This is a genomic window from Pseudomonas sp. LBUM1673 (genome assembly GCF_059695645.1).
This window is the reverse complement of sequence record NZ_CP166780.1, coordinates 6,077,188-6,101,767: the sequence shown is the minus strand read 5'-3', so window position 1 is coordinate 6,101,767 and position 24,580 is coordinate 6,077,188. Positions and strand designations below refer to the sequence as shown.

General features: G+C 57.9%; 22 protein-coding genes and 1 tRNA gene. 7 read left to right on the top strand and 16 right to left on the bottom strand.

All coding sequences use genetic code 11. The features are described 5' to 3' along the window. Positions 1-3 precede the first annotated feature (3 nt). The 8 genes from pqqD to ACA044_RS27960 all read right to left on the bottom strand — a co-directional run bounded on the left by pqqD (position 4) and on the right by ACA044_RS27960 (position 8,099). Positions 4-279, bottom strand: coding sequence for a pyrroloquinoline quinone biosynthesis peptide chaperone PqqD (gene pqqD / locus ACA044_RS27995; protein ID WP_497444161.1), 276 nt, complete (start codon positions 277-279; stop codon positions 4-6). After that, the gene (gene pqqC / locus ACA044_RS27990) at positions 276-1,028 is read right to left on the bottom strand and encodes a pyrroloquinoline-quinone synthase PqqC (protein ID WP_490135067.1); all 753 of its coding nucleotides are present in this window, start codon (positions 1,026-1,028) and stop codon (positions 276-278) included. Before pqqC ends, pqqD begins: the two co-directional genes overlap by 4 nt. Before the next feature lie 129 nt (positions 1,029-1,157). After that, positions 1,158-2,069 (bottom strand): pyrroloquinoline quinone biosynthesis protein PqqB, encoded by a 912-nt coding sequence (gene pqqB, locus ACA044_RS27985; RefSeq protein WP_497444160.1) that lies wholly within the window; start codon positions 2,067-2,069, stop codon positions 1,158-1,160. A gap of 84 nt (positions 2,070-2,153) precedes the next feature. Continuing rightward, positions 2,154-2,228: a pyrroloquinoline quinone precursor peptide PqqA gene (gene pqqA / locus ACA044_RS27980; protein WP_009045898.1), complete on the bottom strand. Its 75-nt coding sequence runs from the start codon at positions 2,226-2,228 to the stop codon at positions 2,154-2,156. Positions 2,229-2,384: 156 nt separating this feature from the next. Then, the gene (pqqF, locus tag ACA044_RS27975; protein ID WP_497444159.1) at positions 2,385-4,817 is read right to left on the bottom strand and encodes a pyrroloquinoline quinone biosynthesis protein PqqF; all 2,433 of its coding nucleotides are present in this window, start codon (positions 4,815-4,817) and stop codon (positions 2,385-2,387) included. Between the two features lie 102 nt (positions 4,818-4,919). Continuing rightward, positions 4,920-5,714, bottom strand: coding sequence for a carbon-nitrogen hydrolase family protein (locus tag ACA044_RS27970; protein ID WP_497444158.1), 795 nt, complete (start codon positions 5,712-5,714; stop codon positions 4,920-4,922). A 12-nt stretch (positions 5,715-5,726) separates the two neighbouring features. Further along, complete coding sequence (locus ACA044_RS27965; protein WP_497444157.1) at positions 5,727-7,409, bottom strand: flavin monoamine oxidase family protein; 1,683 nt, start codon at positions 7,407-7,409, stop codon at positions 5,727-5,729. Positions 7,410-7,637: 228 nt separating this feature from the next. Continuing rightward, on the bottom strand, positions 7,638-8,099 hold the full coding sequence (locus tag ACA044_RS27960; protein ID WP_320393121.1) for an Lrp/AsnC family transcriptional regulator: 462 nt from the start codon (positions 8,097-8,099) through the stop codon (positions 7,638-7,640). Positions 8,100-8,234: 135 nt separating this feature from the next. Here ACA044_RS27960 and ACA044_RS27955 point away from each other — a divergent pair, with 135 nt between their 5' ends. Then, a complete protein-coding gene (locus tag ACA044_RS27955) occupies positions 8,235-8,879 on the top strand; it encodes a peptidase M41 (RefSeq protein WP_497444156.1) in 645 nt (214 codons plus the stop codon). Positions 8,880-8,898: 19 nt separating this feature from the next. Here the strand turns inward: ACA044_RS27955 and ACA044_RS27950 are convergent, their stop codons facing one another. Continuing rightward, the gene (locus ACA044_RS27950; protein ID WP_497444155.1) at positions 8,899-9,690 is read right to left on the bottom strand and encodes a helix-turn-helix domain-containing protein; all 792 of its coding nucleotides are present in this window, start codon (positions 9,688-9,690) and stop codon (positions 8,899-8,901) included. Between the two features lie 139 nt (positions 9,691-9,829). Between ACA044_RS27950 and ACA044_RS27945 the strand changes: the two genes are divergently transcribed. The 3 genes from ACA044_RS27945 to ACA044_RS27935 all read left to right on the top strand — a co-directional run bounded on the left by ACA044_RS27945 (position 9,830) and on the right by ACA044_RS27935 (position 11,796). After that, positions 9,830-10,933 carry a polyamine ABC transporter substrate-binding protein gene (locus tag ACA044_RS27945; protein WP_497444154.1) on the top strand — a complete coding sequence of 368 codons (1,104 nt, stop codon included), beginning with the start codon at positions 9,830-9,832 and terminating at the stop codon, positions 10,931-10,933. Between the two features lie 59 nt (positions 10,934-10,992). Further along, positions 10,993-11,178, top strand: a complete 186-nt coding sequence (locus tag ACA044_RS27940; protein WP_497444153.1) for a hypothetical protein — start codon at positions 10,993-10,995, stop codon at positions 11,176-11,178. Positions 11,179-11,550: 372 nt separating this feature from the next. Then, positions 11,551-11,796: a hypothetical protein gene (locus ACA044_RS27935; RefSeq protein ID WP_497444152.1), complete on the top strand. Its 246-nt coding sequence runs from the start codon at positions 11,551-11,553 to the stop codon at positions 11,794-11,796. A 126-nt stretch (positions 11,797-11,922) separates the two neighbouring features. On the opposite strand, the gene ACA044_RS27930 is transcribed toward ACA044_RS27935, so the two are convergent. The 5 genes from ACA044_RS27930 to rpsU all read right to left on the bottom strand — a co-directional run bounded on the left by ACA044_RS27930 (position 11,923) and on the right by rpsU (position 20,463). Next, a tRNA-Ile gene (locus ACA044_RS27930) sits at positions 11,923-11,999 on the bottom strand. A 15-nt stretch (positions 12,000-12,014) separates the two neighbouring features. Further along, entirely contained in the window at positions 12,015-15,761 is a 3,747-nt protein-coding gene (locus ACA044_RS27925) for a bifunctional diguanylate cyclase/phosphodiesterase (RefSeq protein ID WP_497444151.1), read from the bottom strand. A gap of 122 nt (positions 15,762-15,883) precedes the next feature. Continuing rightward, positions 15,884-17,731 carry an RNA polymerase sigma factor RpoD gene (gene rpoD, locus ACA044_RS27920; protein WP_497444150.1) on the bottom strand — a complete coding sequence of 616 codons (1,848 nt, stop codon included), beginning with the start codon at positions 17,729-17,731 and terminating at the stop codon, positions 15,884-15,886. Positions 17,732-17,798: 67 nt separating this feature from the next. Beyond that, on the bottom strand, positions 17,799-19,766 hold the full coding sequence (gene dnaG, locus ACA044_RS27915; RefSeq protein ID WP_497444149.1) for a DNA primase: 1,968 nt from the start codon (positions 19,764-19,766) through the stop codon (positions 17,799-17,801). Between the two features lie 481 nt (positions 19,767-20,247). Continuing rightward, complete coding sequence (gene rpsU, locus ACA044_RS27910) at positions 20,248-20,463, bottom strand: 30S ribosomal protein S21 (RefSeq protein ID WP_002551877.1); 216 nt, start codon at positions 20,461-20,463, stop codon at positions 20,248-20,250. Positions 20,464-20,662: 199 nt separating this feature from the next. On the opposite strand from rpsU, the gene tsaD reads away from it, so the two are divergent. Further along, the gene (gene tsaD / locus ACA044_RS27905) at positions 20,663-21,688 is read left to right on the top strand and encodes a tRNA (adenosine(37)-N6)-threonylcarbamoyltransferase complex transferase subunit TsaD (RefSeq protein ID WP_497444148.1); all 1,026 of its coding nucleotides are present in this window, start codon (positions 20,663-20,665) and stop codon (positions 21,686-21,688) included. 23 nt (positions 21,689-21,711) lie between these two features. Here tsaD and plsY read toward each other — a convergent pair whose 3' ends face one another. Further along, a complete protein-coding gene (plsY, locus tag ACA044_RS27900) occupies positions 21,712-22,281 on the bottom strand; it encodes a glycerol-3-phosphate 1-O-acyltransferase PlsY (protein WP_497444147.1) in 570 nt (189 codons plus the stop codon). Positions 22,282-22,355: 74 nt separating this feature from the next. Between plsY and folB the strand changes: the two genes are divergently transcribed. Both folB and folK read left to right on the top strand, forming a co-directional pair. Further along, entirely contained in the window at positions 22,356-22,709 is a 354-nt protein-coding gene (gene folB, locus ACA044_RS27895) for a dihydroneopterin aldolase (RefSeq protein WP_253552248.1), read from the top strand. Further along, positions 22,700-23,218, top strand: coding sequence for a 2-amino-4-hydroxy-6-hydroxymethyldihydropteridine diphosphokinase (gene folK / locus ACA044_RS27890; protein WP_497444146.1), 519 nt, complete (start codon positions 22,700-22,702; stop codon positions 23,216-23,218). The genes folB and folK overlap by 10 nt, the downstream gene beginning before the upstream one ends. Before the next feature lie 97 nt (positions 23,219-23,315). On the opposite strand, the gene ACA044_RS27885 is transcribed toward folK, so the two are convergent. Next, positions 23,316-24,545, bottom strand: a complete 1,230-nt coding sequence (locus ACA044_RS27885) for a multifunctional CCA addition/repair protein (protein ID WP_497444145.1) — start codon at positions 24,543-24,545, stop codon at positions 23,316-23,318. Positions 24,546-24,580 lie beyond the last annotated feature (35 nt).

The following is a 24,580-nucleotide window of genomic DNA, read 5'->3' as shown; positions in this document are numbered from 1 at the left end:
GAATCAGGCAAGTTCGATCCAGTGCTGAGCACGGGCGACCTCCATGAATTGCTCGATGTCTTCACCGAGTTCTGGCACGCCGGGGAACTGCGCGTCCAGTTCGGCGATGATCGCCGCGACATCCCGCTGGCCATCGATCAAGCCGCCAATCAGTGCGGCGCTTTCGTTGAGTTTGATCATGCCTTCCGGGTAGAGCAGCACATGGCCTTTTTGCGCCGGCTCATACTGGAAACGGTAGCCGGGGCGCCATGTCGGGGTTTTGCTGCGATCGAAACTCATAAGGTGATTCCTTTATGCCAGACCCGCTGTTCGGTCACGCTGTGGTACGGCGGGCGGTTCAGTTCGTAGGCCATGCTCATGGCATCGAGCATGCTCCAAAGAATGTCCAGTTTGAACTGGAGAATTTCCAGCATGCGCTCCTGGCCTTCCCGCGTCGTGTAGTGCTGCAAAGTGATCGCCAGACCGTGCTCCACATCCCGACGCGCCTGGCCCAGACGCGTGCGGAAATATTCGTAACCGGCCGGGTCGATCCACGGGTAATGCTGCGGCCAACTGTCGAGGCGCGATTGGTGGATCTGCGGCGCGAACAGCTCGGTCAGAGAACTGCTGGCGGCTTCCTGCCAACGGGCCCGGCGGGCGAAGTTGACGTAGGCATCCACGGCGAAACGCACGCCGGGCAGCACCAGTTCCTGAGAGCGCAGTTGATCCGGGTCGAGGCCGACCGCTTGCCCAAGACGCAGCCAGGCTTCGATACCGCCGTCTTCGCCGGGGGCGCCATCATGGTCCAGCAGGCGCTGAATCCACTCGCGACGAATCTCGCGGTCTGGGCAGTTGGCCAGGATCGCGGCGTCCTTGAGCGGGATGTTCACCTGATAATAGAAACGGTTGGCGACCCAGCCCTGGATCTGCTCGCGGGTCGCCCGGCCTTCATACATCGCCACGTGATAGGGGTGATAGATATGGTAGTAGGCGCCCTTGGCGCGCAGGGCCGCTTCGAATTCGGCGGGGGACATTGGAATGTCAGTCATTGCGGTTCTCCGGGGTATACCGGTGGATTCTTTGGTGTCTGGCCTGACGCCTTCGCGGGCGAGCCTTGCTCCTACAGGGGATAGCGCCGAATCTGTAGGAGCGAGGCTTGCCCGCGAAAGGGCCATCCGCTACAACACAATACTCATGCCGTCATACGCCACTTCAACCTCGCGTCGGGCCAGTTCCGCGCGCTCTGGCGAATCCTCATCGAGAATCGGGTTGGTGTTGTTGATGTGGATAAGCACTTTGCGCTGCTTGGGCAGTTGTTCCAGCACTTCGAGCATGCCGCCGGGGCCGTTCTGCGCCAAGTGGCCCATTTCCCGGCCAGTGCGTGTGCCGACGCCACGGCGCTGCATTTCGTCGTCGTCCCACATCGTACCGTCCACCAACAGGCAGTCGCTGCTGGCCATGATCTTCAGCAGCGGTGCATCGACCTTGCCCAGGCCCGGTGCGTAGAACAGTTTGCCCCCGGTACTCAGGTCTTCAACGATCAGACCGATGTTATCGCCCGGGTGCGGGTCGAAGCGATGCGGCGAGTACGGTGGGGCGGCGCTGCGCAGGGGCAGCGGGGTGAAACGCAGGTTTGGGCACGCCGGGATGATAAAGCTGTTGTCGAGTTCGATACGGTTCCAGTTCAACCCACCGTTCCAGTGGGTCAGCATGGTGAACAACGGGAAACCGGTGCTCAAGTCTTCGTGGACCATGTCGGTGCACCAGACCTGATGCGGGCAACCTTCGCGCAGGCTGAGCAGGCCGGTGGTGTGGTCGATCTGGCTGTCCATCAGAATGATTGCGCTGATGCCGGTATCACGCAGCGCGCGGCCCGGCTGCATCGGCGCGAAACTCTGGAGCTGGGCGCGGATGTCCGGCGAAGCATTGCACAACACCCAGTTCACGCCGTCATCGGAAATCGCGATGGACGACTGGGTACGCGCCTCGGCCCGCAGGCTGCCGTCGCGAAAACCTGCGCAGTTCACACAGTTGCAGTTCCACTGGGGGAAACCGCCGCCGGCGGCGGAACCTAGAATCTGGACAAACATGGCCGCTCCATCATTGAAAGCTGAAAATAAAAACGCCCCGGCGAGCCGAGGCGTAGCACTGCATTCTCTACCGAACGGCAGAGCTTAGCGGCTGGCGAAGTACATGGTGACTTCGAAGCCGATACGCAGGTCGGTGTAAGCAGGTTTGGACCAGGACATAGGAGCGCTCCTTCAGGTGGATGGGATAGTTGAGACCTATACATATAGTCCACCTCCAGTCGGAGATGTTCAGATAGTTAGGCGGCTATGTTACTTAAAATTACAGAGCGATTGGCCGCGAATCTTTGAGAAAGCTAATTGCAGCGCCGGTAATGATCATTTTGCCACTTGCCAACGTGTAGTCGGGCAAGGCCCGCTGGCCAGGCAGCGCCAGCCACCTTCGGCCTGGTTCAGTCGTTGTGCCGCCGCCAGCAAGGCTGCACGGTCGTTCATCAGAATCGCCTGAGGCAGATGCTTCAGGTAGTCCGACGAGTGACCGGCCAGTTTGCTTTGCCAGAGCAGTTCGGCAGCCTGGGCGTTGAGCAGGGCGGTGCTGTCGAATTGATCGGCCAGGGCCTGGCGCTGAGCGATGAAGGTGGCTTCATCGATGCTTTCGATCATCCCTTCCAATTCGCGGAAGAACTGTTCGATGTGCTCCAGCAGGTCCAGAGGCGCAACGCTCGGCGATTGCACGCCGAACAGCAGCCCGGTCTGACCGTTTATCTGGCGCAGTCCGCTGAACACGGCGTAACCGAGTTGCAGCTGCACCCGCAAACGCTGGTAGAACGGCGTCTGGCACAGGTGTGCGAGCAAACGCCAGGCGGCTTCATCGGCGATGTCATGGGTTGCCGTCGGACAAAAGAGCAGTAGCGCATGTTCGCTGGACTCGGTGGCGACAGTACTCCAGAGATGTTGCGAGCGAATCGACGCAGATGGCGTCAATTGATTGTCCGCAGCGCCGGGAATACGACTCAACGCAAGCCCCATTGCCGCCTGCGTCTGGGCAGACAGACCTGTCGCCAGACCATCCCAGCGTGCGTTCGACCAGAGTTGCTGTAGGTCATCTGAGGCTACGGTGTGCTCAAGGCATAGATCGGGTAGTGCCTTGAGCAATTGTCGAATCGGCATCAACGCAATGGCCGTCGGTTCTTCCTGTGAGAAACGGGCATCAGGTTTTGTCAGCTCTTTCAGCGCATGTTCGAGGACTGTTGGCATCGGCTCCTGCAGGCCTGTCATCTTCAGCAACCATTCATTGCCCGAAGCGCTGAAGGAAAAGTCGACACCGGTCTGACGCGCATCTTCGCGCAGCGTCCGCAGGTTGTTTTCCAGATTCGACTGAAGGCGGCTATCAGGGGCGAATTCCAGGCGCCAGCGCAGATAAACCGCACCTTCATCCGTGTTATCCGGCAACGCCTGACTGAACTGCATCGGCGATCGTTCACGGCGACTGCGTGAGCGATCCTGGGCAAAGGTCCGCAGGCCGCGGTGGGCGCTGGTCTGGCCGCGAATCAACCCGGCATTCGCGGCCAGAGTCTCGGTGCGCAAAAACGGGTTGGGTATCGGCAGTTGCCACTGACCGGTGAAGTTATCCACAGCGCCGATTTGTTTCAGGATCGTCTTGAGAGCGACAACGCCTTGTTCGGATAACCCGAGTTCAAGTTGCTCGCTGTCTCGCTGGGCCAGTTGCAAAGCGCTACTGACTTGCTGTTGGCGTTGTAGCAGGGCTGCATATTCTTCGCGCAATTGCGCCCAATCCTGATGGGAGGCAAAAAAGCCAAGCCAATCCAGAAGCCGTTCGCGGGTTTCACTGCCCGGTTGCGTGGTGGTGACGGGAAGTGAGAATTCGATGTGCAGCAAGGCTTGGCCAGCGTAGTGATAGAGCGGCGCGGCTTTCAGGGTGTCCGCCAGCCCGGCGTCTCGCAGCTGCGCCAACAGGCCGCCGGGTTTTGCGGTGTTCAACCAATGGCACAGGAACGCCAGCGCTTCGGGCGACGAGTCGGGCAGCGCTTCGAAGGCGAACAGCAGATCCAGCCGACGTTCTCCAGCCTGTTGATAACTATTGTCTGAAGAGTCCATCAACAGGGTGGGTTTTGTCTGAGGGACTTTCTCGCCAGGGGAAATGGCAAACGCCTGCGCCATCCCCTTCAAGTCATCGAGACTCTGTGGGCCGGTCAGGCTCAGCGTCATCTGCCCGGTCTGGTAAAACCGCTGATAGAAGTCCTTCAACGCTTGCTGAAATTCGGGCTGAGGCACTGGCAGGCTGTAACGGTTTCCAGCATGGAATGCCCGCAAAGGGTGAGCTGCCGAGAGTCCATCAAACAGCGCGAACTGCTGTTGGGCCGTCGCATCCCGCGACCAGGCGACAAATTCGGCGTGCAGCACTTCCCGTTCCCGCCGCTGATCGTCCGGATTCATACGCGGATGAGCGAGCATGTCTGACAGACGCTCCAGTCCACCGCTAAACGCCTGAGGCGGCAGTTCGAAGAAGTAGTCTGTGGTGCGCTCATTGGTTCGCGCATTGACTTGGCCGCCATGACCTTGCACGTAGGCCATCAGTCCTTGGCCTGCGGGAAAGCGTTCTGTACCCAGGAACAGCAAATGCTCAAGAAAATGCGCCAACCCCGGCCAGGCCAGTGGCACGTCGTGGCTGCCGGCCGCGATTCGCAACGCGGCGGCGCAGCGCTTCAAACCGGGAGCGTGACGCAGCGTCACCCGCAGGCCGTTGGCCAGGGTTTCAGAGTGAAGGTGGGGGTGATTCAGCGCAGGCATGAGCACTTCCAGAGCAGAGAAGCGCTAATGCTAGCGGATTAGGGGGCGTTCTCAATTAGTTTCCACACCGGGGAAACCAATTGAGAACGCCCCCTGAGTGGATCAGCGCTTGTTCAGCTCGCCGTAAAGCTCTGGGCGGCGATCAAGGAAGTAGCGATTGGCGGCGCGGGAATCGATCATCAACTGGCGATCCAGCTCACCGACGATCAATGCTTCATCGAGACCGGCCTGGGCAATACGGCTGCCATCCGGCGCGGCGATGCTGCTTTGGCCGCAGTACTGGATATCGCCTTCGTGCCCGCAGTAGTTGGCATAGGCCACGTAACACTGGTTTTCGAAGGCCCGGGCGCGGACGGTGACGTCGGCGATGAAGTCGTAGGGAATCATGTTCGCCGTCGGCACCAGGATCAACTCTGCGCCGGCTAATGCCAGACGCCGAGCGTTTTCCGGGAACTCCAGGTCGTAGCAGATCAAAAAGCCAAGCTTCCAGCCGTTGAGTTCAACCAGCGCAAACTCATCCGGCCCGGGGCTGAACATCGAGTGATCGAGGTCGCCGAACAGGTGAGTCTTGCGGTAGTTGCACAACCGCTCGCCACTGGCGTCGATCAACTGCACGGCGTTGTAGATTTGCCCGTCTTCGGTACGCTCCGGGTAGCCATACAAAATGGCGATCCCGGCGGTTTTGGCGATGCGCGCAATCTGTTGCGCCGATTCACCGTTGTGCACCTCCGCCAGCACGCTGACCGCATCGAGGCCGATGTTGTAGCCGGTCAGGAACATCTCCGGCAGCACCAGCAGGTCGGCGCCTTTAGCCTCCAACGCCAGTTGATGCAGGCGTTGCAGGTTGCCCGGGACATCCAGGGGCAGCGGTGGACATTGGTAAAGAGCTACGCGCATTTCGGATTCCTCTTACTCGGGGAGGGCGATCGGCCCGATCTCGTTGAACACATCTCCTGGACCCGGGTTCTCGGCGTGAGTTTCACCGCCGAAGTGTTTCATGATGCCCCATACCGCATTGAGCGAGGTCTGCACCGCGCCTTCGACCCAGGCTGGCGTCCAGGAGACGTCGTCGCCGGCGATGAAAATCCCGCGCTGCTCGGCAGGCATGTCGGCCTGCATGAAGTGCGCGTACATGCGCTGGTTGTAGCGATAGTGGCCGGGCAGGGCGCCTTTGAAGGCTCCGAGGAAATGCGGGTCGGCTTCCCACGACACGGTGATCGGGTCACCAATGATCCGCGCGGCGATATCGACTTTCGGGTAGATCTTCTTCAACGCATCCAGCGCCAGCTTCACGCGTTTTTCCACCGGGTGCGGAAGCATTTTCAGCGCGTCGCTCATCCACGAGTACGACAGGCAAATTACCCCGGGCTTATCGTCGCCGTTGTCGAAGAGATAGGTACCGCGGGTCAGGCGATCAGTGAGGGTCATGCTCATCAGGTCGCGGCCGGTTTCCGGGTCCTTGTCCTTCCAGAACGGACGGTCGACCATCACGAAGGTTTTCGACGACTGCATGTAGCGGGTGCGGTCCAGGGCCATCCACATTTTTTGCGAGAACAGGGTTTCGTCGCATTCGATCTGGGTAGTCAGCAGCCAGCTCTGGCAGGTGGTCAGAACGGCAGCGTATTCGCGGGTGTCGCCATAGTTGTCGGTGACCGCAAAACGGCCGTTCGCTGCGTGGGCGATTTTCTTCACGCCGGAGCGTGGAGCGCCCCTGTGCAACGAACTGAGGCTCGTGCCCTCGGGCCAATGCGCACAGCGTTCCGGCACATGGCGCCAGATGCCCAGCGGCACTTGTTCAACGCCGCCGACCACCAGGTGCTGGTGATCGTCGCAGTTGGTCATCACCACGCGGAAGATTTCCAGCATCGAGTTGGGGAAGTCCGAGTCCCAGCCGCCGGTACCGAAACCGACCTGGCCGAACACTTCACGGTGATGGAACGACAGTTTGGCGAACGCTTCGGAGGTGGCGACGAAGTCGTAGAAGGTGCGGTCGTCCCACAGCGGCACCAAGGTGTTCCACAGCTCTTTGAGGCGTGGCACGTCACGGTCGCGGATCGCCTGTTGAATATCGGAGAACTGCGAGCCGGCTTCCAGTGCATCCGCCCAGGCGTCAGCCACTTCCTGGAACAATGCAGGAAGATCCGCCAGTTTCTGTGCGTAATGGGTTTTGCCTTCCAGATCGATCACCGTGCTGCCCGACGCAGGCGTCAGCGGGTTCGGGAAGGATTTGGTCTCGAGGCCGAGCTTGTCGACGTAGTGGTAAAACGCGGTAGACGACACCGGGAAACGCATGCCACCGAGCTCGGCGATGATACCTTCGGCGCCGTTGAACGCCTGGGAGCGCAGACGACCGCCCATTTTCGAGGCTTCGTAGACGACGGGTTTGAGGCCCAGCTTCATCAGTTCATAGGCGGCCACCAGACCTGCAATACCCGCACCGACAATCGCCACCTCGGCGCCGTGATTGTGCGCCGGGATGCTGCCCAGCCCGGCTGGGTGCTCGATCCAGTCGTCGAAGGCGAAAGGAAAATCCGGACCGAAAATGGTGACCGGTTTTTTACCGTCTGCAGGATGGCGATTGTTCTTGTTCATGGCTGACCTTGCTGGCGACCCGACGCATGCGCGTCTGAGTATAGGGAAAGATGGCAGCCATTCTAGAGAGCGTAGAACACGTTAATAAGACGCAATGTGTCGTCGTTTTGCTTGTTGTTTGCGCACTATGACGACATCACTATGCAGACTGACAAAACACGACCCCTGTAGGAGCGGGCTTGCTCGCGAAGAGGCCCGACCAAACACCGAAGACCTGCCGGTAAAAACTCAAACCGGCTGCCCCCGATCAATCTTGCTGCTCAAGATGATCGAAGTCGTGGTCTTCTCCACCCCATCCACACTGCCAATCTGATCCAGCAACTGATCCAACTGCTCCGGCGAGTCGGTGCGCAACCACGCCACATAATCAAATTCGCCACTCACGGCGCACAGCTGCTGCACCTGAGCCATGGCGCTGAGGCGCCGCAACACCTCCTTGCCGGAGCGCGGTTGCACCGTAATCCCCACGTAGGCCTGCAATCCGCCATCTATCACGCGCTGACCCAAACGCACGCCATAACCGGTGATTACCCTGGCCTTTTCCAGTCGCGCCAGACGCGACGTGACGGTGGTGCGGGCAATGCCCAATTGCCGGGCGAGCATGGCCACGCTTTCACGGGCATTGATCTGCAAGGCCGCGATCAATTGGCGGTCGATTTCGTCAAGAACGGGTGGGCGGGTGTCAGGCAAAGGTCGTCTCCAGCGGCACAGAGCAAGGGGCAGCATGTTACAGGCACTCCACGCCATCAACGGGTTAATTGGATGGACACAAACTGTCACTCGTAGTCGAATCGCAACCATGGACTGTGAAGCGAGACGATCGAAATGAAGAGCATGCCTGCTGCTGTGCGAGACTATGCACTGCAGATTGCGAATCACGAAATGGGGCACTACGTAGTAGCCCGAGCCCTGGGTTTTGAAACGGGTGATGTGACCCTGAAAGTGACCATGGACTTGAGGCATCAGGCTGGGGCTTCCATTCTCTTGACGAGGTCAATCTCCTCGATAGAAGAAATGAAGGAACATTTGGAAGGTCGGCTGATCGTCCTCTTTGCTGGAGCCATGAGTCAGACCTTACCTGTAAAGCATTCGGCCAAGAAACTCGTCAATAAATCGAAAGCGACAGCCATCCTGAATGGAGAGCTTGGGGCGGAACAGGATTACGCAAAAGTAAGGGAGTTACGGCACTTGCTGCGAAATATCTCCTACCCCGATACGGATCCAGTGTCGTCCGAGCGCATAACTGCCGAGCTTAAAGAGATTACTGATCGTGTATGGCTACGGACTCAACAAATCGTAGAGGCGTTGGCCGATACGATTACCGGATTGGGCGCGACGCTGGTAGACGGCATGGTCATTGTGGAGCAATGGGGTAGGGGGGCGGATACGTATGAGGTCGTGTTGACGGGGGAAATACTTGAACGGCTGCGGCCAGTGCAGGCCATTCCATCGTTGAGTGTTTGGGTCTGAAAAGTGCCAGGCGCTGACTTCAATTTGCAGGGGGGATATCCTGTTTGGGCATAAAAAATCGAGCAAACAATTCGGGTTGTGATTTGATGTTTAATTTGGCGTAAATATTTCGGCGGTGAACTTTTATCGTTTCTGCCGACAGGGAAAGTTTTCCTGCTATCTCTTTGTTAGAGAAGCCGCTAAGTAATAATTTGAGTACGTCCTTTTCGCGCGCTGTTATTTGTGTGCCAAGCTGGAGAATTGTTTCTGGCCATAGAGTTGGTTCAGGAAGATCCTTTTCTACGTCAACCTCAAAACACATGCGTTGATGCATCAATGCAATTACCCATGGTTTGATAATATCAAGTATTGTTATTTGCTCTTGGTTAAAGCGGACGTTACTACCAAAGGAAATGCATAGCGTTCTATCGGCGTCGAGCTGGACATTGTACTGCGCTTCATCTACAGAAATATACTGTGCGAAGTATTGATGATAGTACTCAGTTTCAAGGAAGTGCTCCGGTGCAATATCCAGCATATGGAAGAAACCGCTCTGTGGGTTTTCTCGATTAGCTACATAGAATGGATCCAGCATATAAAGTCCTTTCACGTAGCGATGAGTGAACGCATCGATCTCTTCTGTATCTGCTACTTCAGGAAGACTCACAACTTGCACTTGGTGACTGCTAAATATTAATACAACCCAGTTATCGATTTGCACATATTCATTTAACGTACGAATAAGTGAGCTCCAGAATTCTGGACGGTTCAACTGCATGATCAGCTTTCCAATCGATCGGTGCCAAGCCAGGCTATGAAGGTCGAGTGGCATTTTCTACCCCTTTAGGGTTAGGGATTCGTAGGTCGCAGGTAAGTATTCGTAGGTATTTACTATTCGTCAATGCCGGGTATATTCACGATCAGGATTCACGATGGCCATGAGGGCATGTCGTCTTGACAAGGATAGTTGTATGAGCAAATCCCCTTTGCGAACCATTTTTGCAGCCTCGCTTCTCTGTGTAGGGATAAGCACATCAGTGGGGGCTGTAGAGCCAGGGGTGTATCTGTATAACTGGTTCGGGTTTATCGCACCGGAGACCCCAAAGGAGTTTGAGCAGGAAACCGGCACCAGAATTCATATGGATGCGTTCGACAGTGCCGAAATCATGCAGAGTAAAGTAATGGCTGGGCGCACGGGGTATGACGTGGTTGTGGCTACCTCCAATGTGTTGCCAAGCCTGATCCAGGCGGGAGTACTTCAGCCGTTGGATCGTAATCAACTGAGTAATTTGTCACACATCGATCCTGATATCTTGTCCCAGGTTGCGGTCAATGATCCGGGTAACCGCTACGCTGTGCCCTATTTATGGGGCACCACCGGCATTGGCTATGACGTTGATAAAGTCAAAGCGGCATTGGGTGATGATGCTCCGGTGAATAGCTGGGATTTGATCTTCAAAGAAGAAAACATCAGCAAACTCAAGTCGTGTGGTGTGGCAATGCTCGACTCTCCAAGTGAGATCATTTCGATTGCTTTGCATTACCTTGGGCTCCCTAGCAACAGTAGGAATCCGGATGATTACCAGAAGGCTCAAGCCCTGCTGTTAAAAATCCGCCCCTACGTCCTCTATTTCGACTCGTCCAGAATCGACTCTGACCTGGCTGATGGCAATATTTGTGCAGTTGTGGGATGGGCTAATGGTGCCCTTGCTGCCCAGGCCATCAACGAGAAGGCCAACACTGGACGCAAGATTGCCTACAGCCTTCCTCGCGAGGGAGCGCTGGTTTGGTCGGAAAATCTGGTTCTGTTAAAAGATGCTCCCCATCCAAAGGAAGGCATGGCGTTTATTAATTATATGTTGCGACCAAAAATTATTGCCAAGACCTCAAATCACACTCTGTATCCTAACGCTAATAAAGATGCCACTGAATTTGTTGAGCGGAAGCTACGCGACAATACTTGGGTTTACCCAGACAAAAAAACTGTTGCTACACTTATTCCACTTGAGCCACTGCCATTGAAACTGGAGCGAATCCGCACCCGGGTTTGGACCAAAGTGAAGAGTGGTACGTGATCTGACTGGGTTGTCGTCTTTGTTGTTCTGTGAGGATCTTTATTTTATATGAGGGTGCTATGGGTATTTACAGAGAAATTAAAAGCGAAATTAAAGAATTGGTAGTGCTGATAAAAATGACTGAGAGATATGAAGCGCTAATTGCAAATGGCTTTGTGTCGCTGGATAACCAGTCAGTTATTTTTAATGATCAACGGTTGGGCCGCATTGAAGAATTGCTCCGTAAGTATGATGTGGGTTTATAATTTAAGTTAATCTGTTTCGGCTTTATGTTGGTTTGTTGGCCTGCAAGCCGAGCGGGCTTTTCTGGGCTTTTCGGCTTGTCAATTTGAAGTGTTCTTTCTGTCAGTATTTGGCGGAGAAATATCAATTCGATCTTCAGGGCTCGGAGACGGATAAAGCTGATTCTTTCAAACCAACCAATATCCCCTGCGCCTAACAGTTCGGGCTCCTGAAGGGCGCCTGATAGGAAGGTTCTGTGTATGCAAGGCTGGTGCGTTTCCTGCGATAGCCCGCGTTTATTTGGAGCACCGGTAATCACGTAGGGAGCAGGGACAGCCCTTATCAGCCGACTTACTTGGGGGTTGTCACAGAGGTCCCAGGGAAGGAGAAAAATCATGTACCAAGGTGATTGCCAATGCTACTTGGAGTCGGACGAATACAAGGCTTACAAGGAGATTGAGGAGCAGATCGGCCACTGCACGCCCGAACAAGCCTGGGCCATGTATTACGTCTCGTTCGGGATGGTGCGTGAAAACATCGCCTTGGCAGTGATGGAACACATTGCCAGGGGTAACAAGGCACTGCTGGTTGAGTTCCCCGAACTTGCACCGGCTGAAAAGGGAGTTCACGAATCGAGCTAAGGCGGATCACGCAAGCCTTTGCAACGAAGAAGTCACCAGTCCTGGATCGCGACGGTGTCCACAGGCCTGTATCAGCGGTGGCCGACCAGAAAACGCAAAAGCCGCGCAATGCGCGGCTTTCTTGTTTGGTGGGCCCACACGGACTCGAACCGTGGACCAAAGGATTATGAGTCCTCTGCTCTAACCAACTGAGCTATAGGCCCTCAGTAGGCCGCGGATTATAGCGATGGTTTCTCGGCTGTGCTATCCGAAAAGTCTGAAACAGCTATACGAAGAAACGTCGCGGCGAATTCGTCGGGGGAAAGTGGCAGGCTGACGATGTAGCCCTGGATCTGTTCGCAGCCTTCGGCGGCGAGGAATTGCTGCTGGGCCTGGGTTTCGACGCCCTCGGCGATGACGGTGAATTGCATGCTGCGGCCCAGGGCAATGATCGCGCGAACAATCGCCGCGTCGTGCGGATCGTCTGGCAGGCCGCGGACGAAGGATTGGTCGATCTTGAGGATGTCCAGCGGCAGGCGTTTGAGGTAGCTCAGGGACGAATAGCCGGTGCCGAAATCGTCGATTGCCAGTTGCACGCCCAACCGTTTGAGTTGATGGAGCACCGCCAGCGCTTCTTCGGCTTGGCTCATGATGAAGTTTTCGGTGATCTCCAGTTGCAGGAGGTCGGGTTTGAGGCGGTTGTCCTTGAGCAATTGCTCGATCCGGCCGAGCAGGCTCGGTTGACGCAGTTGTGCGCCCGCGAGGTTGACCGAGAGCGGGCCGAGGCACTCATAGGCCTGATTCCACTCGCACATCTGCCGGCAGGCGGTCTCAAGTACCCAATCGCCAATTTGCAGGATCATGCCGTTTTCTTCGGCCAGGGGAATGAAGTGCTCGGGAGGCACGTCGCCGAAGGTGGGGTGATGCCAGCGAATCAGCGCTTCGGCGCCGACTAGTCGATGATCTTCGAGACTGATTTTGGGCTGGTAGTACAAAAACAGCTCATTGCGTTCGATGGCGCGCCGCAGTTCATGTTCCAGCGCCACGCGTTCGCTGGCCTGGGCGGTGAGGTCACGGGTGTAACTTTCAACCCGGTTACGGCCCTTGGCCTTGGAGCGATACATCGCTGCATCGGCGTTCTTGACCAGCGTGGCAACGTCGCAGCCGTCCTTGGGATACAGGCTGGTGCCGATGCTGGCGCTGATGAAAAATTCATGCTCACCGGCCTGGAAAGGGGCTGCGAAGCAGTTGAGCAGCTTGGTGGCAATGTTATCGGCGTCGCTGGACTGTTGCAGGCCGGGAAGCAGGATGATGAATTCGTCACCACCCAGCCGCGCCACGGTATCGATATCGCGCAGCTGTTCCTTGAGGCGCACGGCGATGCCTTTGAGCAGCAGGTCACCGACCGGGTGGCCGAGGCTGTCGTTGATGTGCTTGAAGCGGTCCAGGTCCAGGAACAGCACGGCGCCCTGGCCACCGTTTTCCTGCTGGTTGTTCAGCGCGGTCAGTAGTCTGCTTTCGAACAACGTGCGGTTCGGCAGGCCGGTCAGCGGGTCGTGGTGCGCCTGGTAGTCGAGTTTGGCCTGTGCGTGCTTGAGGCTGGAAATGTCTGCGAACACCGCAACAAAGTGAGTGATGAATTTATCTCGGTTGCGCACCGCGCTGATGGTCAGCCAGCTCGGGTAGAGCTCGCCATTCTTGCGTCGGTTGGAAATCTCGCCTTGCCAATGACCTTCGGCGGTCAATTGATGCCACATCGCCGCATAGAATGCGCTGTCGTGCAGGCCTGAGGCGAGCAGGCGAGGGGTGTGGCCCAGTGCTTCGCTCTCGTTGTAGCCGGTGATTTCGGTAAACGCGCGATTGACCGCGCTGATGTGTTGTTGGGTGTCGGTGATCAATACCCCCTCGGCGGTGCTCTCGAACACCGTGGCGGCCTGTTGCAGTTTCTCCTGCATCAGGTGCCGCTCGGTAATGTCCCGGGCGATGGTCAGCATGCAGTCTTCGTCGCCGATGGGCAGCGGACGGCTTGAAACCTCGCAGAGCCTGATCTGACCGTCTTTGCGGCGGATGTGGCAACTGAAGTCGCGGACGAAACCATCCCGGTGCAGCAACTCGAGCATCTGTTTGCGTTCGTTGAGATTGACCCAGATCCCCAGCTCCAGAGCTGACCGGTCCACGGACATCGCGCTGTTGAAACCGGTAATACGGCTGAAGCCTTCGTTGACCTCCAACAGCAAGCCGTCGCTCTGCCGGGACAGCAGTAAGCCGTCGGGGGAGGCATGAAAGGCCTTGGCGAATTTCTCTTCAGAGGTTTGCAGCTGTTGCTGGGTTTCCTTGAGCTGACTGATGTCCCGCACGACCACCACCAGGGCGGGGGTGGTATCGAGATCGAAAGGCTCGGCGGAAATCAGGCCGGTAAACACCTGGCCATTGCTGCGGCGAAAGGGCATCTCCAGGTTGCGGATGCTGCCGGCCTGCAGCCGCTGCAGCAAGCCCGGCCCCACGCCGGGTACGCCCCAGATGTTCAGGTCGGTGGCGGTCTGGCCAACGACTTCTTCGGCCTTGAGGCCGATCTGTTCCTCGAACGCTTCGTTGACTTCCAGCAGGCAACCGTCGGAAAGCCGCGCGATCACCAGAATGTCCGGGCATTGCTGGAATACCGAGGCGAACTTCTGCTCCGACAGGCGCAGAGCCTCTTCGGTGCGCTTGGCTTCGCTGATGTCGATCATCAGCCCGCGCAGTACCGGTTCATGGCCATGCTCGATCAGGCTGACGATATCGCGGACCCACAGGCAGCGGCCGTCAGCGGTGATGACCCGGTAATCGACACTGTGATCGCGCCCGGCCGCCACTTCACGGTCGCAGAAGGTTTGGGCCCGGGTCAGGTCTGCGGGATGGATGATGTTGCGCCAGAAGCCCGGAATCAGCCAATGGGCTAGGGGATAGCCAAGGAGATCCTGAGCATGGGGGGACACGTAGCTGTAGGTGTAATCGCTGATCTGCGCTTCCCAGGCGATGGCTGAAAGACTCTCCACCAGCCCGCGGTAATGGTATTCGCTGCTGCGCAGCTCCTGTTCCAGATCGACCCGACGAGCAATTTCCGAACTCAATCGGCGATTTATCCGGATAACCACTGCCAGCACGATCATCAGAAACAGTAGTCCTGGCAGGCCGTAAATCAGCACGTCGTACCAGAAGGTCCGATGATCCAGGACATTACCGACCCAATGTTCCTGGATGGCACTGATTTCACTCGGGGTCATGTCTGCCAGGACTTTGTCCAGAATACTGACCAGCAGTTTGTTGTTGGGGGGGACGGCCATCGCCAACTGGTAGCGATAGCGTGTTTCACCACTGACGTAGAGCCCGTCGAGCTTGAGCTGGCGCAGGCTCCAGACGCTGGAGGCAAGATCGCCCACTACGGCGTCCACTGCGTCGGTGGCAAGCGCCTGCAGCGCCGAGCTGACATTGGGCATCGCCACCAGATTCAGGTCGGGATGGTGGGTGCGTAACAGTTCATGGGGAGCGTAGTTTTCCACCACTGCGATTTTCAGCCCGTACAGGTCTTCGATTTTGCGCGGTTGGGGGCCTCCGACGTGAGCCAGAATGACAATCGGAAAGTCCAGGTAGGGGCGGGTGAAAGACAGATACGTTTGGCGTTCGGGGGTCGACATGATGCCCGGCAAGATGTCCAGTTTGCCTTGTTTGGCCTGTTGCAAGACTTCGGTCCAGCTGACCGGTTCGATGGGCGTGAGCTTGATGCCCAGCCGTTGACGGATGACGTTGATATAGTCCGCCGCCAGGCCCTGATAACGCCCATGTTCGTCGCGAAATTCAAACGGCGGCCACGACGCGTCCACGCCCAGGCGTAATTCCGGGTGAGCCGTCAGCCAGCTACGTTCTTCGTCGGTCAGAGTCAGCGCGCCAGCCGTTGCGGTCCAGGTCATCAGCGACAGCAAAAAAAGCACGGTCGGCAATCTGGGCATAACGGTCTCGTTATGGCTTGGGGGAATGTTTCGAGTGTAGACGGGCTATTCGGCGGGGGGGACGTGCGGGGCATTTAATCTGCATAAAGCAAAACCCCCGGCCTGGGCCGGGGGTTCTGTGATCACTCGTCGAGGAAGGAGCGCAAATGCTCGCTTCTCGTCGGGTGGCGCAGCTTGCGCAGCGCCTTGGCTTCGATCTGACGAATCCGTTCACGGGTCACGTCGAACTGCTTACCAACCTCCTCCAGGGTGTGGTCGGTATTCATGTCGATACCGAAGCGCATGCGCAGAACCTTGGCTTCACGGGCAGTGAGGCCGGACAGGACTTCGCGGGTCGCTTCTTTAAGGCTCTCAACAGTGGCGACATCGATTGGCGACTGCATGGTCGAGTCTTCGATGAAGTCACCCAGATGGGAGTCTTCGTCATCACCGATCGGGGTTTCCATGGAGATCGGCTCTTTAGCGATCTTCAATACCTTGCGGATCTTGTCCTCAGGCATTTCCATGCGTTCGCCCAGCTCTTCCGGGGTCGGTTCGCGACCCATTTCCTGCAACATCTGGCGGGAAATGCGGTTGAGTTTGTTGATCGTCTCGATCATGTGCACCGGAATACGGATGGTGCGGGCCTGGTCGGCGATCGAGCGAGTGATCGCTTGACGGATCCACCAGGTGGCATAAGTCGAGAATTTGTAGCCGCGGCGGTATTCGAACTTGTCTACCGCTTTCATCAAGCCGATGTTGCCTTCCTGGATCAGATCGAGGAATTGCAGGCCACGGTTGGTGTACTTCTTGGCGATGGAGATCACCAGACGCAAGTTCGCTTCTACCATCTCTTTCTTCGCGCGGCGGGCCTTGGCCTCACCGATCGACATGCGACGGTTGATGTCCTTGATCTCGGCGATCGTCAAACCGGTTTCGGTTTGCAGCGCGGTCAGCTTCTGCTGGCAACGAATGATGTCCGGTTGCAGGCGACCAATGGCTTCAGCGTATTTGCTTTTGCCTTTGGCCAGTGCATCGGTCCAGCTTTCGTCAACTTCGTTGCCCGGGAACTGGCGCAGGAAGTCGGCACGCGGCATGCGGGCATCACGAACACAAAGTTGCATGATCGCGCGCTCTTGCTGACGCAGGCGATCCAGGGCACTGCGAACACGCTCGACCAGGCCTTCGAATTGCTTCGGCACCAGTTTGATCGGCATGAACAGCTCAGCTAGAAGCACCAGCTCGGCAATTGCCAGCTTGTTGCCACGACCGTGCTTTTTCAGCGCCTTGCGGGTGATTTCCATCTGATCGGAGACAGCGCCAAAACGCTGTGCGGCGACGACCGGATCCGGACCGCTTTCGGCTTCTTCTTCGTCATCGCTCGCTTCGGCGTCATCGTCGTCGGTGTCGTCGTCCGCTTTCACGGCTTTCGGGTCGACAGGCGGTGGCACTTCGGCTGCTGGCGGCGCAATGCCGTCGTCCGGGTCGATATAACCGCTCAGGACGTCGGACAGGCGGCCACCTTCGGTGGTAACGCGAGTGTATTCGGAGAGAATATGGTCAACCGTGCCAGGGAAGTGCGCGATTGCGCCCATCACTTCGCGGATGCCCTCTTCAATACGCTTGGCGATTTCGATTTCGCCTTCACGTGTGAGGAGCTCTACCGTACCCATTTCACGCATGTACATGCGCACTGGGTCGGTGGTGCGACCAATGTCGGTCTCGACCGCTGCCAACGCTGCTGCTGCCTCTTCGGCCGCGGCTTCGTCGGTATCGGCGTCGGCCAGCATAAGGGAATCCTTATCTGGCGCAACCTCGAATACGTTGATCCCCATGTCATTGATCATGCGGATGATGTCTTCCACCTGTTCCGGATCTGAAATATCCTCCGGCAGGTGGTCGTTGACCTCCGCGTAAGTCAGGTAGCCCTGCTCACGACCAAGTGTGATCAACTCTTTGATACGAGACTGCTGTTGCGCTTTTCCGGACATAACACCCTATCCACTGAAGGTCTTGGCGGGCAAAAAACAAGCCGAGGATTATACCTGAGCTATGACCTCACGCGCCAGTTGAGGTCGGGCTTGATGCGGAAACATTGCGACTTAAAAGGTCGCGCAGTTGATTTTTCTCTTCGGCACTCAGCTCACTTTGACGTGCTTTTCGAAGAAGTTGTTCCAGGTTTCGCTCGCGTTGGCGGGCTGACAAGCTAGTAATGGTGTCGAAAAACTGTTGTTCAAGGTTATCTCCGTCAATCAGCCATTCCTTTTCTGCCAGTGCCTTGAGCAGACGGCCTTGTTCGGTGCCGTGCCAACGAGCAATCAACTGAAATGAGTTTAGCTTGGGATTCTTCTGTACGGCTTCGAGCAGGGCGACCAGCAGTTGCGTGTTGGTATGGTCTTCGGCCGCGAAGTGCCCGGCATCCTCGACTTTCTCGGCCAGTTGCGGGTGATGCAGCAGCGTGCGCAAGGCTGCCAGGGTGGGCGGCTCTACAGCGGCTGGCACCCGTGGTGCGCGGGGCTGGTCGCGATCGCCGCCGCGTTTACCATTTTTGTCCCACGGCTTCTTGTCCCATTTCTTGCCGCCTGCGCCGGGTTTCTTCGGCGTCCATTCCTGCTGCGGCACATACATCTCTTGTGCCTGCGGCTGATGGTAGTCGCTGTAATCCGGCATGGCGTCGTAATCGATGCCCGGGTCGTACGCCGGTGGCGCTTCCTGAGGCGCGCTGTGCACTAACTGGCTTACGGCTTCGCTATTGAGGCCAGTGATTTCACTCAGGCGTTGACGCATCAGGGTGCGCAGGTTGGCACCCGGGACCTTGTCGATCAGCGGCGCGGCGAGGGTGGCCATGTGGGCCTTGCCTTCGAGCGAGCGCGGGTCCGATTCCTCGGTCAGCTGTTGGAAAAAATAGTCCGCCAATGGCTGGGCATGCTGATTGATCCGTGCGCGGAAGGCGTCAGTGCCCTCGGAGCGAACCAGAGTGTCCGGGTCTTCGCCCTCGGGCAGGAACAGAAAACGCGCCCGGCGCCCGTCCTGCAGGCAGGGCAGCGTCGCTTCCAGCGCTCTCCACGCGGCGTTGCGGCCAGCCTGGTCGCCGTCGAAGCAGAACAGCACACTGGGTACTACGCGAAACAGCCGCTTCAGGTGCTCTTCACTGGTGGCGGTGCCCAGGGTGGCGACGGCATTGCGCAGGCCTTGCTGGGCGAGGGCGATGACGTCCATATAGCCTTCGACGACGATGATTTCGTCGAGGTTGCGGTTGTTCTTGCGTGCTTCATAAAGACCGTAGAGTTCCTGGCCCTTATGGAATACCGGGGTTTCCGGTGAGTTCAGGTATTTCGGCTTGTCGTCGCCCAATACCCGGCCGCCGAAAGCGATGATGCGCCCGCGACTGTCGCGGATCGGGAACATCACGCGATCGCGGAAGCGATCATAGCGCTTGCCGGTTTCGGCGTTTTCAATCAGCAGGCCGGCATCGATCATGGCTTTTTGTTGCAGGGTGTCGCTGCTCAGATGCTTGAATAGATTGTCCCAGCCGGGTGGAGCAAAACCGAGGCCGAAGTCCCGGGCGATCTCGCCGGTCAGGCCGCGACCTTTCAAGTAATCCACCGCCGCTTTGCGCGCCGGATGGCTTTTCAGGGCCTGGCGGTAAAAGTCGGCGGCAGCGGTGAGTAGCGGATACAGCGGCGAATCGGTGGGCTGCCGCGGTTTGTGCGGTCGGCCGCTTTCTTCGCGGGGGATTTCCATGCCGGCGGCTTTGGCCAGTTCTTCGACAGCCTGGACGAAATCCAGGTTGTCATGGTCCATCATGAAGCCGAGGGCGTTACCGCCAGCGCCGCAGCCAAAGCAGTAATAGAACTGTTTATCGGGGCTGACGCTGAAGGACGGGGTTTTCTCTTTGTGAAACGGGCAGCAGGCGGTGTAGTTCTTGCCGGCCTTTTTCATTTGCAGGCGCGAGCTGACCACATCGACGATGTCGGTACGGTTCAGAAGGTCGTCAATGAAGCTCTGGGGAATTAGCCCGGCCATGGCGTTCTCGTCATCTGCGCTGAAATGGACCCAAAGCGAAGGGCGGCCGAACGCGGGTCGTTGTTTGAGGCGCGCAAAATGTGCGGCTCGACCGTGTCGTCTGCGTAATCGCTGTCGGGAAGTGTATCTGCCGAAAATCCACTGACGTTAGTACCAATCAGTAATCGACTATTTGAAAGTGTTGCGCTGAGTCCGGCAGCGGCCAGTCAATGGCCTCGGATAGCTCATAAGCGGGCACGCAAGAAAGTGCCTTGGGCTGATCGTCGTGAGAGGAATCAGTGGGTGTGCTCGTCAGTAGCCTTGAAAGGCTCGTCAGAAAAGACGTGCACCGCTGGCAAAAGAGCCAGGTCTGACGCTGTGAAGCAGATTTGTCTCGGTCGCGTCTGCGGCTTTGACGGTGAAGCATCAAGCGATGTCCGCAAATGCCATTAGCCCGGCTGAGGGCCGGGCTTGGCAGAAGCTTGCTACGATCGTCTGTGTATTAGTACAGACGAACGGCGCGGCGCTGTTCGCGCTGTACTTTCTTGGCGTGACGCTTAACAGCGGCTGCTGCTTTGCGCTTACGCTCAGAAGTAGGCTTCTCGTAAAATTCGCGGCTACGAACTTCAGCCAGTACACCGGCTTTTTCGCAGGAGCGCTTGAAACGACGCAGAGCTACGTCGAAGGGTTCGTTCTCTTTAACTTTGACGGCTGGCATCCAGAGCTACCTTCATTCATTACCGGGGTCAACATCCTCGCGGCAAAAGAGCACTTGAAGACGTCGGTTTTTAAGGGTTGCGGATGTTAACCCCTCATCGCTCGGAATGCAAAGCCTCTGATCGAAAACCGCTGGCCGGGGCATCACGCGGCGACTATTATGCGCGCCTTCGAATTCAGCCTCTACAAGGCGCAAACCCATGCTAGTACTGGGATTAGAAACCTCTTGCGACGAAACCGGTGTCGCACTTTACGACAGTGAACGCGGGTTGTTGGCCGACGCGCTGTTCAGTCAGATCGACCTGCACCGCGCCTATGGTGGCGTGGTGCCGGAGCTGGCCTCGCGCGATCACGTCAAGCGCATGCTGCCCTTGATCCGTCAGGTGCTGGCCGAGGCCGACTGCGTGACGACCGAAATCGACGCCATCGCTTATACCGCAGGCCCCGGCCTGGTCGGAGCCTTGCTGGTGGGGGCTTCCTGCGCCCAGGCACTGGCCTTCGCCTGGGGCATTCCGGCCTTGGGTGTGCACCACATGGAAGGTCACCTGCTGGCGCCGATGCTGGAGTCGCAACCACCAGAGTTCCCGTTCGTCGCTTTGTTGGTGTCGGGTGGTCATACGCAACTGGTTCAGGTCGACGGAATTGGCCAATACACGCTCTTGGGCGAGACCCTCGACGATGCTGCCGGTGAAGCCTTCGACAAGACTGCGAAGATGATGGGCCTCAATTATCCGGGCGGTCCGGAGATCGCTCGCTTGGCGGAACAAGGGCTTGCAGGACGTTTCGTCTTCCCTCGTCCGATGTGTGATCGTCCCGGCCTGGATTTCAGCTTCAGCGGTTTGAAAACCTTCGCCCTGAACACTTGGCAGCAAAGCGTCAGCGCCGGGGACGACGGCGATCAAGCCCGTTGCGACATCTCGCTGGCGTTCCAGCAGGCCGTGGTGGAGACTTTGACTATCAAGTGCAAGCGTGCCCTGAAACAGGCGGGTCTCAAGCGTCTGGTGATCGCAGGAGGCGTCAGCGCCAACAAAGCGTTGCGGTCTTCACTGGAGAAAATGCTCGGCGATATGAAGGGCGATGTGTTTTATGCCCGTCCAGAGTTTTGCACCGACAACGGCGCGATGATTGCGTTTGCCGGCTGCCAGCGCTTGCAGGCCGGTCAGCATGAAAGCCTGGCGATCAGCGTGCAGGCGCGCTGGCCGATGGAGCAGCTGTCGGCGCTGTGATGAGCGGCGCTCATGTGCGGTATTTAAAAATGCCGTTCGCGCCCGGCAAACAGGTCGCGTAGATTGCCGCGATGACGCCAGACGATCAGTCCCGTGAGCGCGCTCATGGGCAGCAGCGCCGCCGGTTCTTGCCAGGCCAGCAGCGGTAGGGTCAGAGGTGTGGCAATCAGGGCGGCGAGTGAGCTGGTGCGGGTCAGGTAGAAGGTCAGCAGCCAGGCGCAGACCGCCAGCAGCGCGGCGGGCGGATAGAACCCCAGTAGCATGCCGGCGGCGGTGGCGACACCCTTGCCACCGCGAAAGCGGAAGTACAACGGAAACAGGTGGCCGATGACGGCGCAGACGCCGATCCAGGCCTGATCTTGTAGCGAAAGCCCCGCCACGCCTGCGATTAGTACTGGCAGCAGGCCTTTGCAGAGGTCGCCGAGCAACGTCAGGGTGGCGAGTTTCTTGCCGGCCAGACGCAACATGTTGGTGGCACCGGCATTGCCCGAGCCACTCATTCGCGGATCGGGGTTACCGGTCAGGCGGCTGAGCAAAATGGCGAAGGACAGAGAGCCGAGCAGGTAGGCGAGGATCGCCAGTAACCAAAACATGCTAACTATTCCGGGCGAGGACGCCCTGATTCTAACGGCGCATTGCGCCCTTGTCGTGCAGCGGAGAGAAGTGCTTGGACAGAGTGTTTATCGAGGGCCTGGAAGTCGACACCGTGATTGGTGCCTACGACTGGGAACGAGGCATCCGACAGTGTCTGCGACTTGATCTGAGCTTCGCCTGGGACAATCGGCCGGCCGCCGCTGGTGATGACCTGACCCTGGCGCTCGACTACGCGAGCGTTTCGTCACGCATCCAGGCGTTCGCCGAGCAGGCGCAGTTCCAGCTGGTCGAGACCTTTGCCGAGCGTTTGGCAGAAGTGCTGATGAGCGAATTCAAAATCACCTGGATGCACCTCAAGCTGACCAAGCCAGGTGCCGTCCCGGCGGCCACAGGCGTGGGCGTGGAGATCGAGCGCGGATGTCGCTGACTCAGGTGTATCTTGGGCTCGGTAGCAATATCGAGCGCGAAACCCATTTGCAGGCTGGCCTGGACGCCCTGGCGGGTTTTCTGGTTGATATGCGCTGCTCGGCGGTATTCGAAAGCCAGTCGGTGGGGATCAAGAGCGGGCCGTTTTTCAACTTCGTGGTCTCGGCCTTCACCGATCTGCCGCTGATGGAGCTGGATCGACGGTTGAAATTCATCGAAGCGGATAACGGCCGCTACGCGCCGGACCGCAAGGGCTTGCCGCTGGATATCGACGTGCTGCTCTTTGGCGATCTGGTGGGCAACTTCGACGGCTTGATCTTGCCGCGCGCAGAGATTCTGAAAAATGCCTTCGTGCTGTGGCCGTTGTCGCTGATTGCGCCGGATAGGGTGCATCCGGGTGTAGGCAAGAGCTTTGCGGTTTTGTGGGATGAGGCGCAGATCGATCAGGTGCTGGCGCCGGTGGCTTTTGAGTGGCGTGGAGAGCAATTGACCCCTTTGAATTTGCTGTGAGGCGGATGACGCTATCGCGGGCAAGCCTCGCTCCTACAAGGCACCGTTCACACTATCGGCGCCAACCTGTAGGAGCGAGGCTTGCCCGCGAAGCTTTTCAGGCAGACGCCGCTTCTTTGTAAGCCTTCAACGCCTTGAGCCGTTCACGCTTGATCGCCTCGCCCAACTCCGGTCCCTTGAAGCCCTTCTCCAGCAACGGCTGAACCGCAACGCTTCGCGCCGCAGTTGCCGCGCCTCGCAAATAATCCGCCTGTGGATAACTTCGCTGCTCCAGCCCCTTGCGCCCACGCGCGTCCATCTCGCACGCCGCGATAAATTCCTCAAAGCGCTGAGGTCGACGATAGACGTCGAAACTCTGCAGCAACTCCAGCAAGGTCGACGGCTTAAGCTCCAGAGCGCGATGGCCATGGGTATGATATTTGCCCACCAGCAGCGCCAGTTCCTGGCAGTCCTTCGGTGCCTTGAAACGCTCGTTGACCGCTTTGATCAGCTTCAGGCCTTTGTGCTCGTGGGCAATGTGGCGGGGCCATTCTTCCTCGGGCGTCAATCCTTTGCCCAGGTCATGCAGCAAGCAGGCCCAGCGTACGGTCAGCGGTTGTTGGTGCCGCGCCGCTTGCTCCAGCACGCTCAGGGTATGCACGCCCGTATCGATTTCCGGGTGATGGGCTGCGGGTTGCGGTACACCGAACAGCGCGTCGACTTCCGGCATCAGTACCTTGAGAGCACCGCATTCGCGCAGCACCTCGATGAATACTTGGGGTTGGTCTTCCATCAGCGCACGGGCGATTTCTTTCCAGCTGCGTTCCGCGGTCAATACCTCCAATTCACCTGATTCGCTGAGTTGACGCATCAGCTCCAATGTCTCGGGGGCAACGGTGAAACCCAGTTCCGCATAACGCGCGGCGAAGCGGGCAACGCGCAGAACACGGAGCGGATCTTCGGCGAACGCGGGGGAAACGTGACGAAGCAGGCGAGCCTCGAGGTCCCGCTGGCCATGGTAGGGGTCGGTCAGGTTCTGCTGGTTGTCTTCAGCCATGGCGTTGATCGTCAGGTCGCGACGAATCAGATCTTCTTCGAGCGTGACGTCGGGGCTGGCGTGAAAGATGAAGCCGCCGTAGCCGCGCCCGTTTTTGCGTTCGGTGCGGGCGAGGGCGTATTCCTCACCGCTTTTGGGGTGAAGAAATACCGGGAAATCCGCGCCCACTGGACGAAAGCCCTTGGCGAGCATTTCTTCAGTGGTGGCGCCTACAACGACCCAGTCGATATCGGTAACCGGTTTGCCCAGCAGGCGATCGCGGACCGCTCCACCGACTTTATAAATCTGCATAAAAAACCTCCGTTAGCCCGACAGAATAACCTTTG

Excerpts from the sequence above, each read along its gene's own strand:
- folK (WP_497444146.1), top strand. The coding sequence starts at position 22,700 with ATGTCGCTGACTCAGGTGTATCTTGGGCTCGGTAGCAATATCGAGCGC.
- ACA044_RS27970 (WP_497444158.1), bottom strand. The coding sequence starts at position 5,714 with ATGCGCGTAGCTCTTTACCAATGTCCACCGCTGCCCCTGGATGTCCCG.
- tsaD (WP_497444148.1), top strand. The coding sequence starts at position 20,663 with ATGCTAGTACTGGGATTAGAAACCTCTTGCGACGAAACCGGTGTCGCA.
- ACA044_RS27935 (WP_497444152.1), top strand. The coding sequence starts at position 11,551 with ATGTACCAAGGTGATTGCCAATGCTACTTGGAGTCGGACGAATACAAG.
- pqqF (WP_497444159.1), bottom strand. The coding sequence starts at position 4,817 with ATGCCTGCGCTGAATCACCCCCACCTTCACTCTGAAACCCTGGCCAAC.
- ACA044_RS27885 (WP_497444145.1), bottom strand. The coding sequence starts at position 24,545 with ATGCAGATTTATAAAGTCGGTGGAGCGGTCCGCGATCGCCTGCTGGGC.
- pqqB (WP_497444160.1), bottom strand. The coding sequence starts at position 2,069 with ATGTTTGTCCAGATTCTAGGTTCCGCCGCCGGCGGCGGTTTCCCCCAG.
- ACA044_RS27955 (WP_497444156.1), top strand. The coding sequence starts at position 8,235 with ATGAAGAGCATGCCTGCTGCTGTGCGAGACTATGCACTGCAGATTGCG.
- plsY (WP_497444147.1), bottom strand. The coding sequence starts at position 22,281 with ATGTTTTGGTTACTGGCGATCCTCGCCTACCTGCTCGGCTCTCTGTCC.
- pqqD (WP_497444161.1), bottom strand. The coding sequence starts at position 279 with ATGAGTTTCGATCGCAGCAAAACCCCGACATGGCGCCCCGGCTACCGT.
- rpoD (WP_497444150.1), bottom strand. The coding sequence starts at position 17,731 with ATGTCCGGAAAAGCGCAACAGCAGTCTCGTATCAAAGAGTTGATCACA.
- rpsU (WP_002551877.1), bottom strand. The coding sequence starts at position 20,463 with ATGCCAGCCGTCAAAGTTAAAGAGAACGAACCCTTCGACGTAGCTCTG.
- dnaG (WP_497444149.1), bottom strand. The coding sequence starts at position 19,766 with ATGGCCGGGCTAATTCCCCAGAGCTTCATTGACGACCTTCTGAACCGT.
- pqqC (WP_490135067.1), bottom strand. The coding sequence starts at position 1,028 with ATGACTGACATTCCAATGTCCCCCGCCGAATTCGAAGCGGCCCTGCGC.
- ACA044_RS27945 (WP_497444154.1), top strand. The coding sequence starts at position 9,830 with ATGAGCAAATCCCCTTTGCGAACCATTTTTGCAGCCTCGCTTCTCTGT.
- ACA044_RS27925 (WP_497444151.1), bottom strand. The coding sequence starts at position 15,761 with ATGCCCAGATTGCCGACCGTGCTTTTTTTGCTGTCGCTGATGACCTGG.
- ACA044_RS27950 (WP_497444155.1), bottom strand. The coding sequence starts at position 9,690 with ATGCCACTCGACCTTCATAGCCTGGCTTGGCACCGATCGATTGGAAAG.
- ACA044_RS27940 (WP_497444153.1), top strand. The coding sequence starts at position 10,993 with ATGGGTATTTACAGAGAAATTAAAAGCGAAATTAAAGAATTGGTAGTG.
- ACA044_RS27965 (WP_497444157.1), bottom strand. The coding sequence starts at position 7,409 with ATGAACAAGAACAATCGCCATCCTGCAGACGGTAAAAAACCGGTCACC.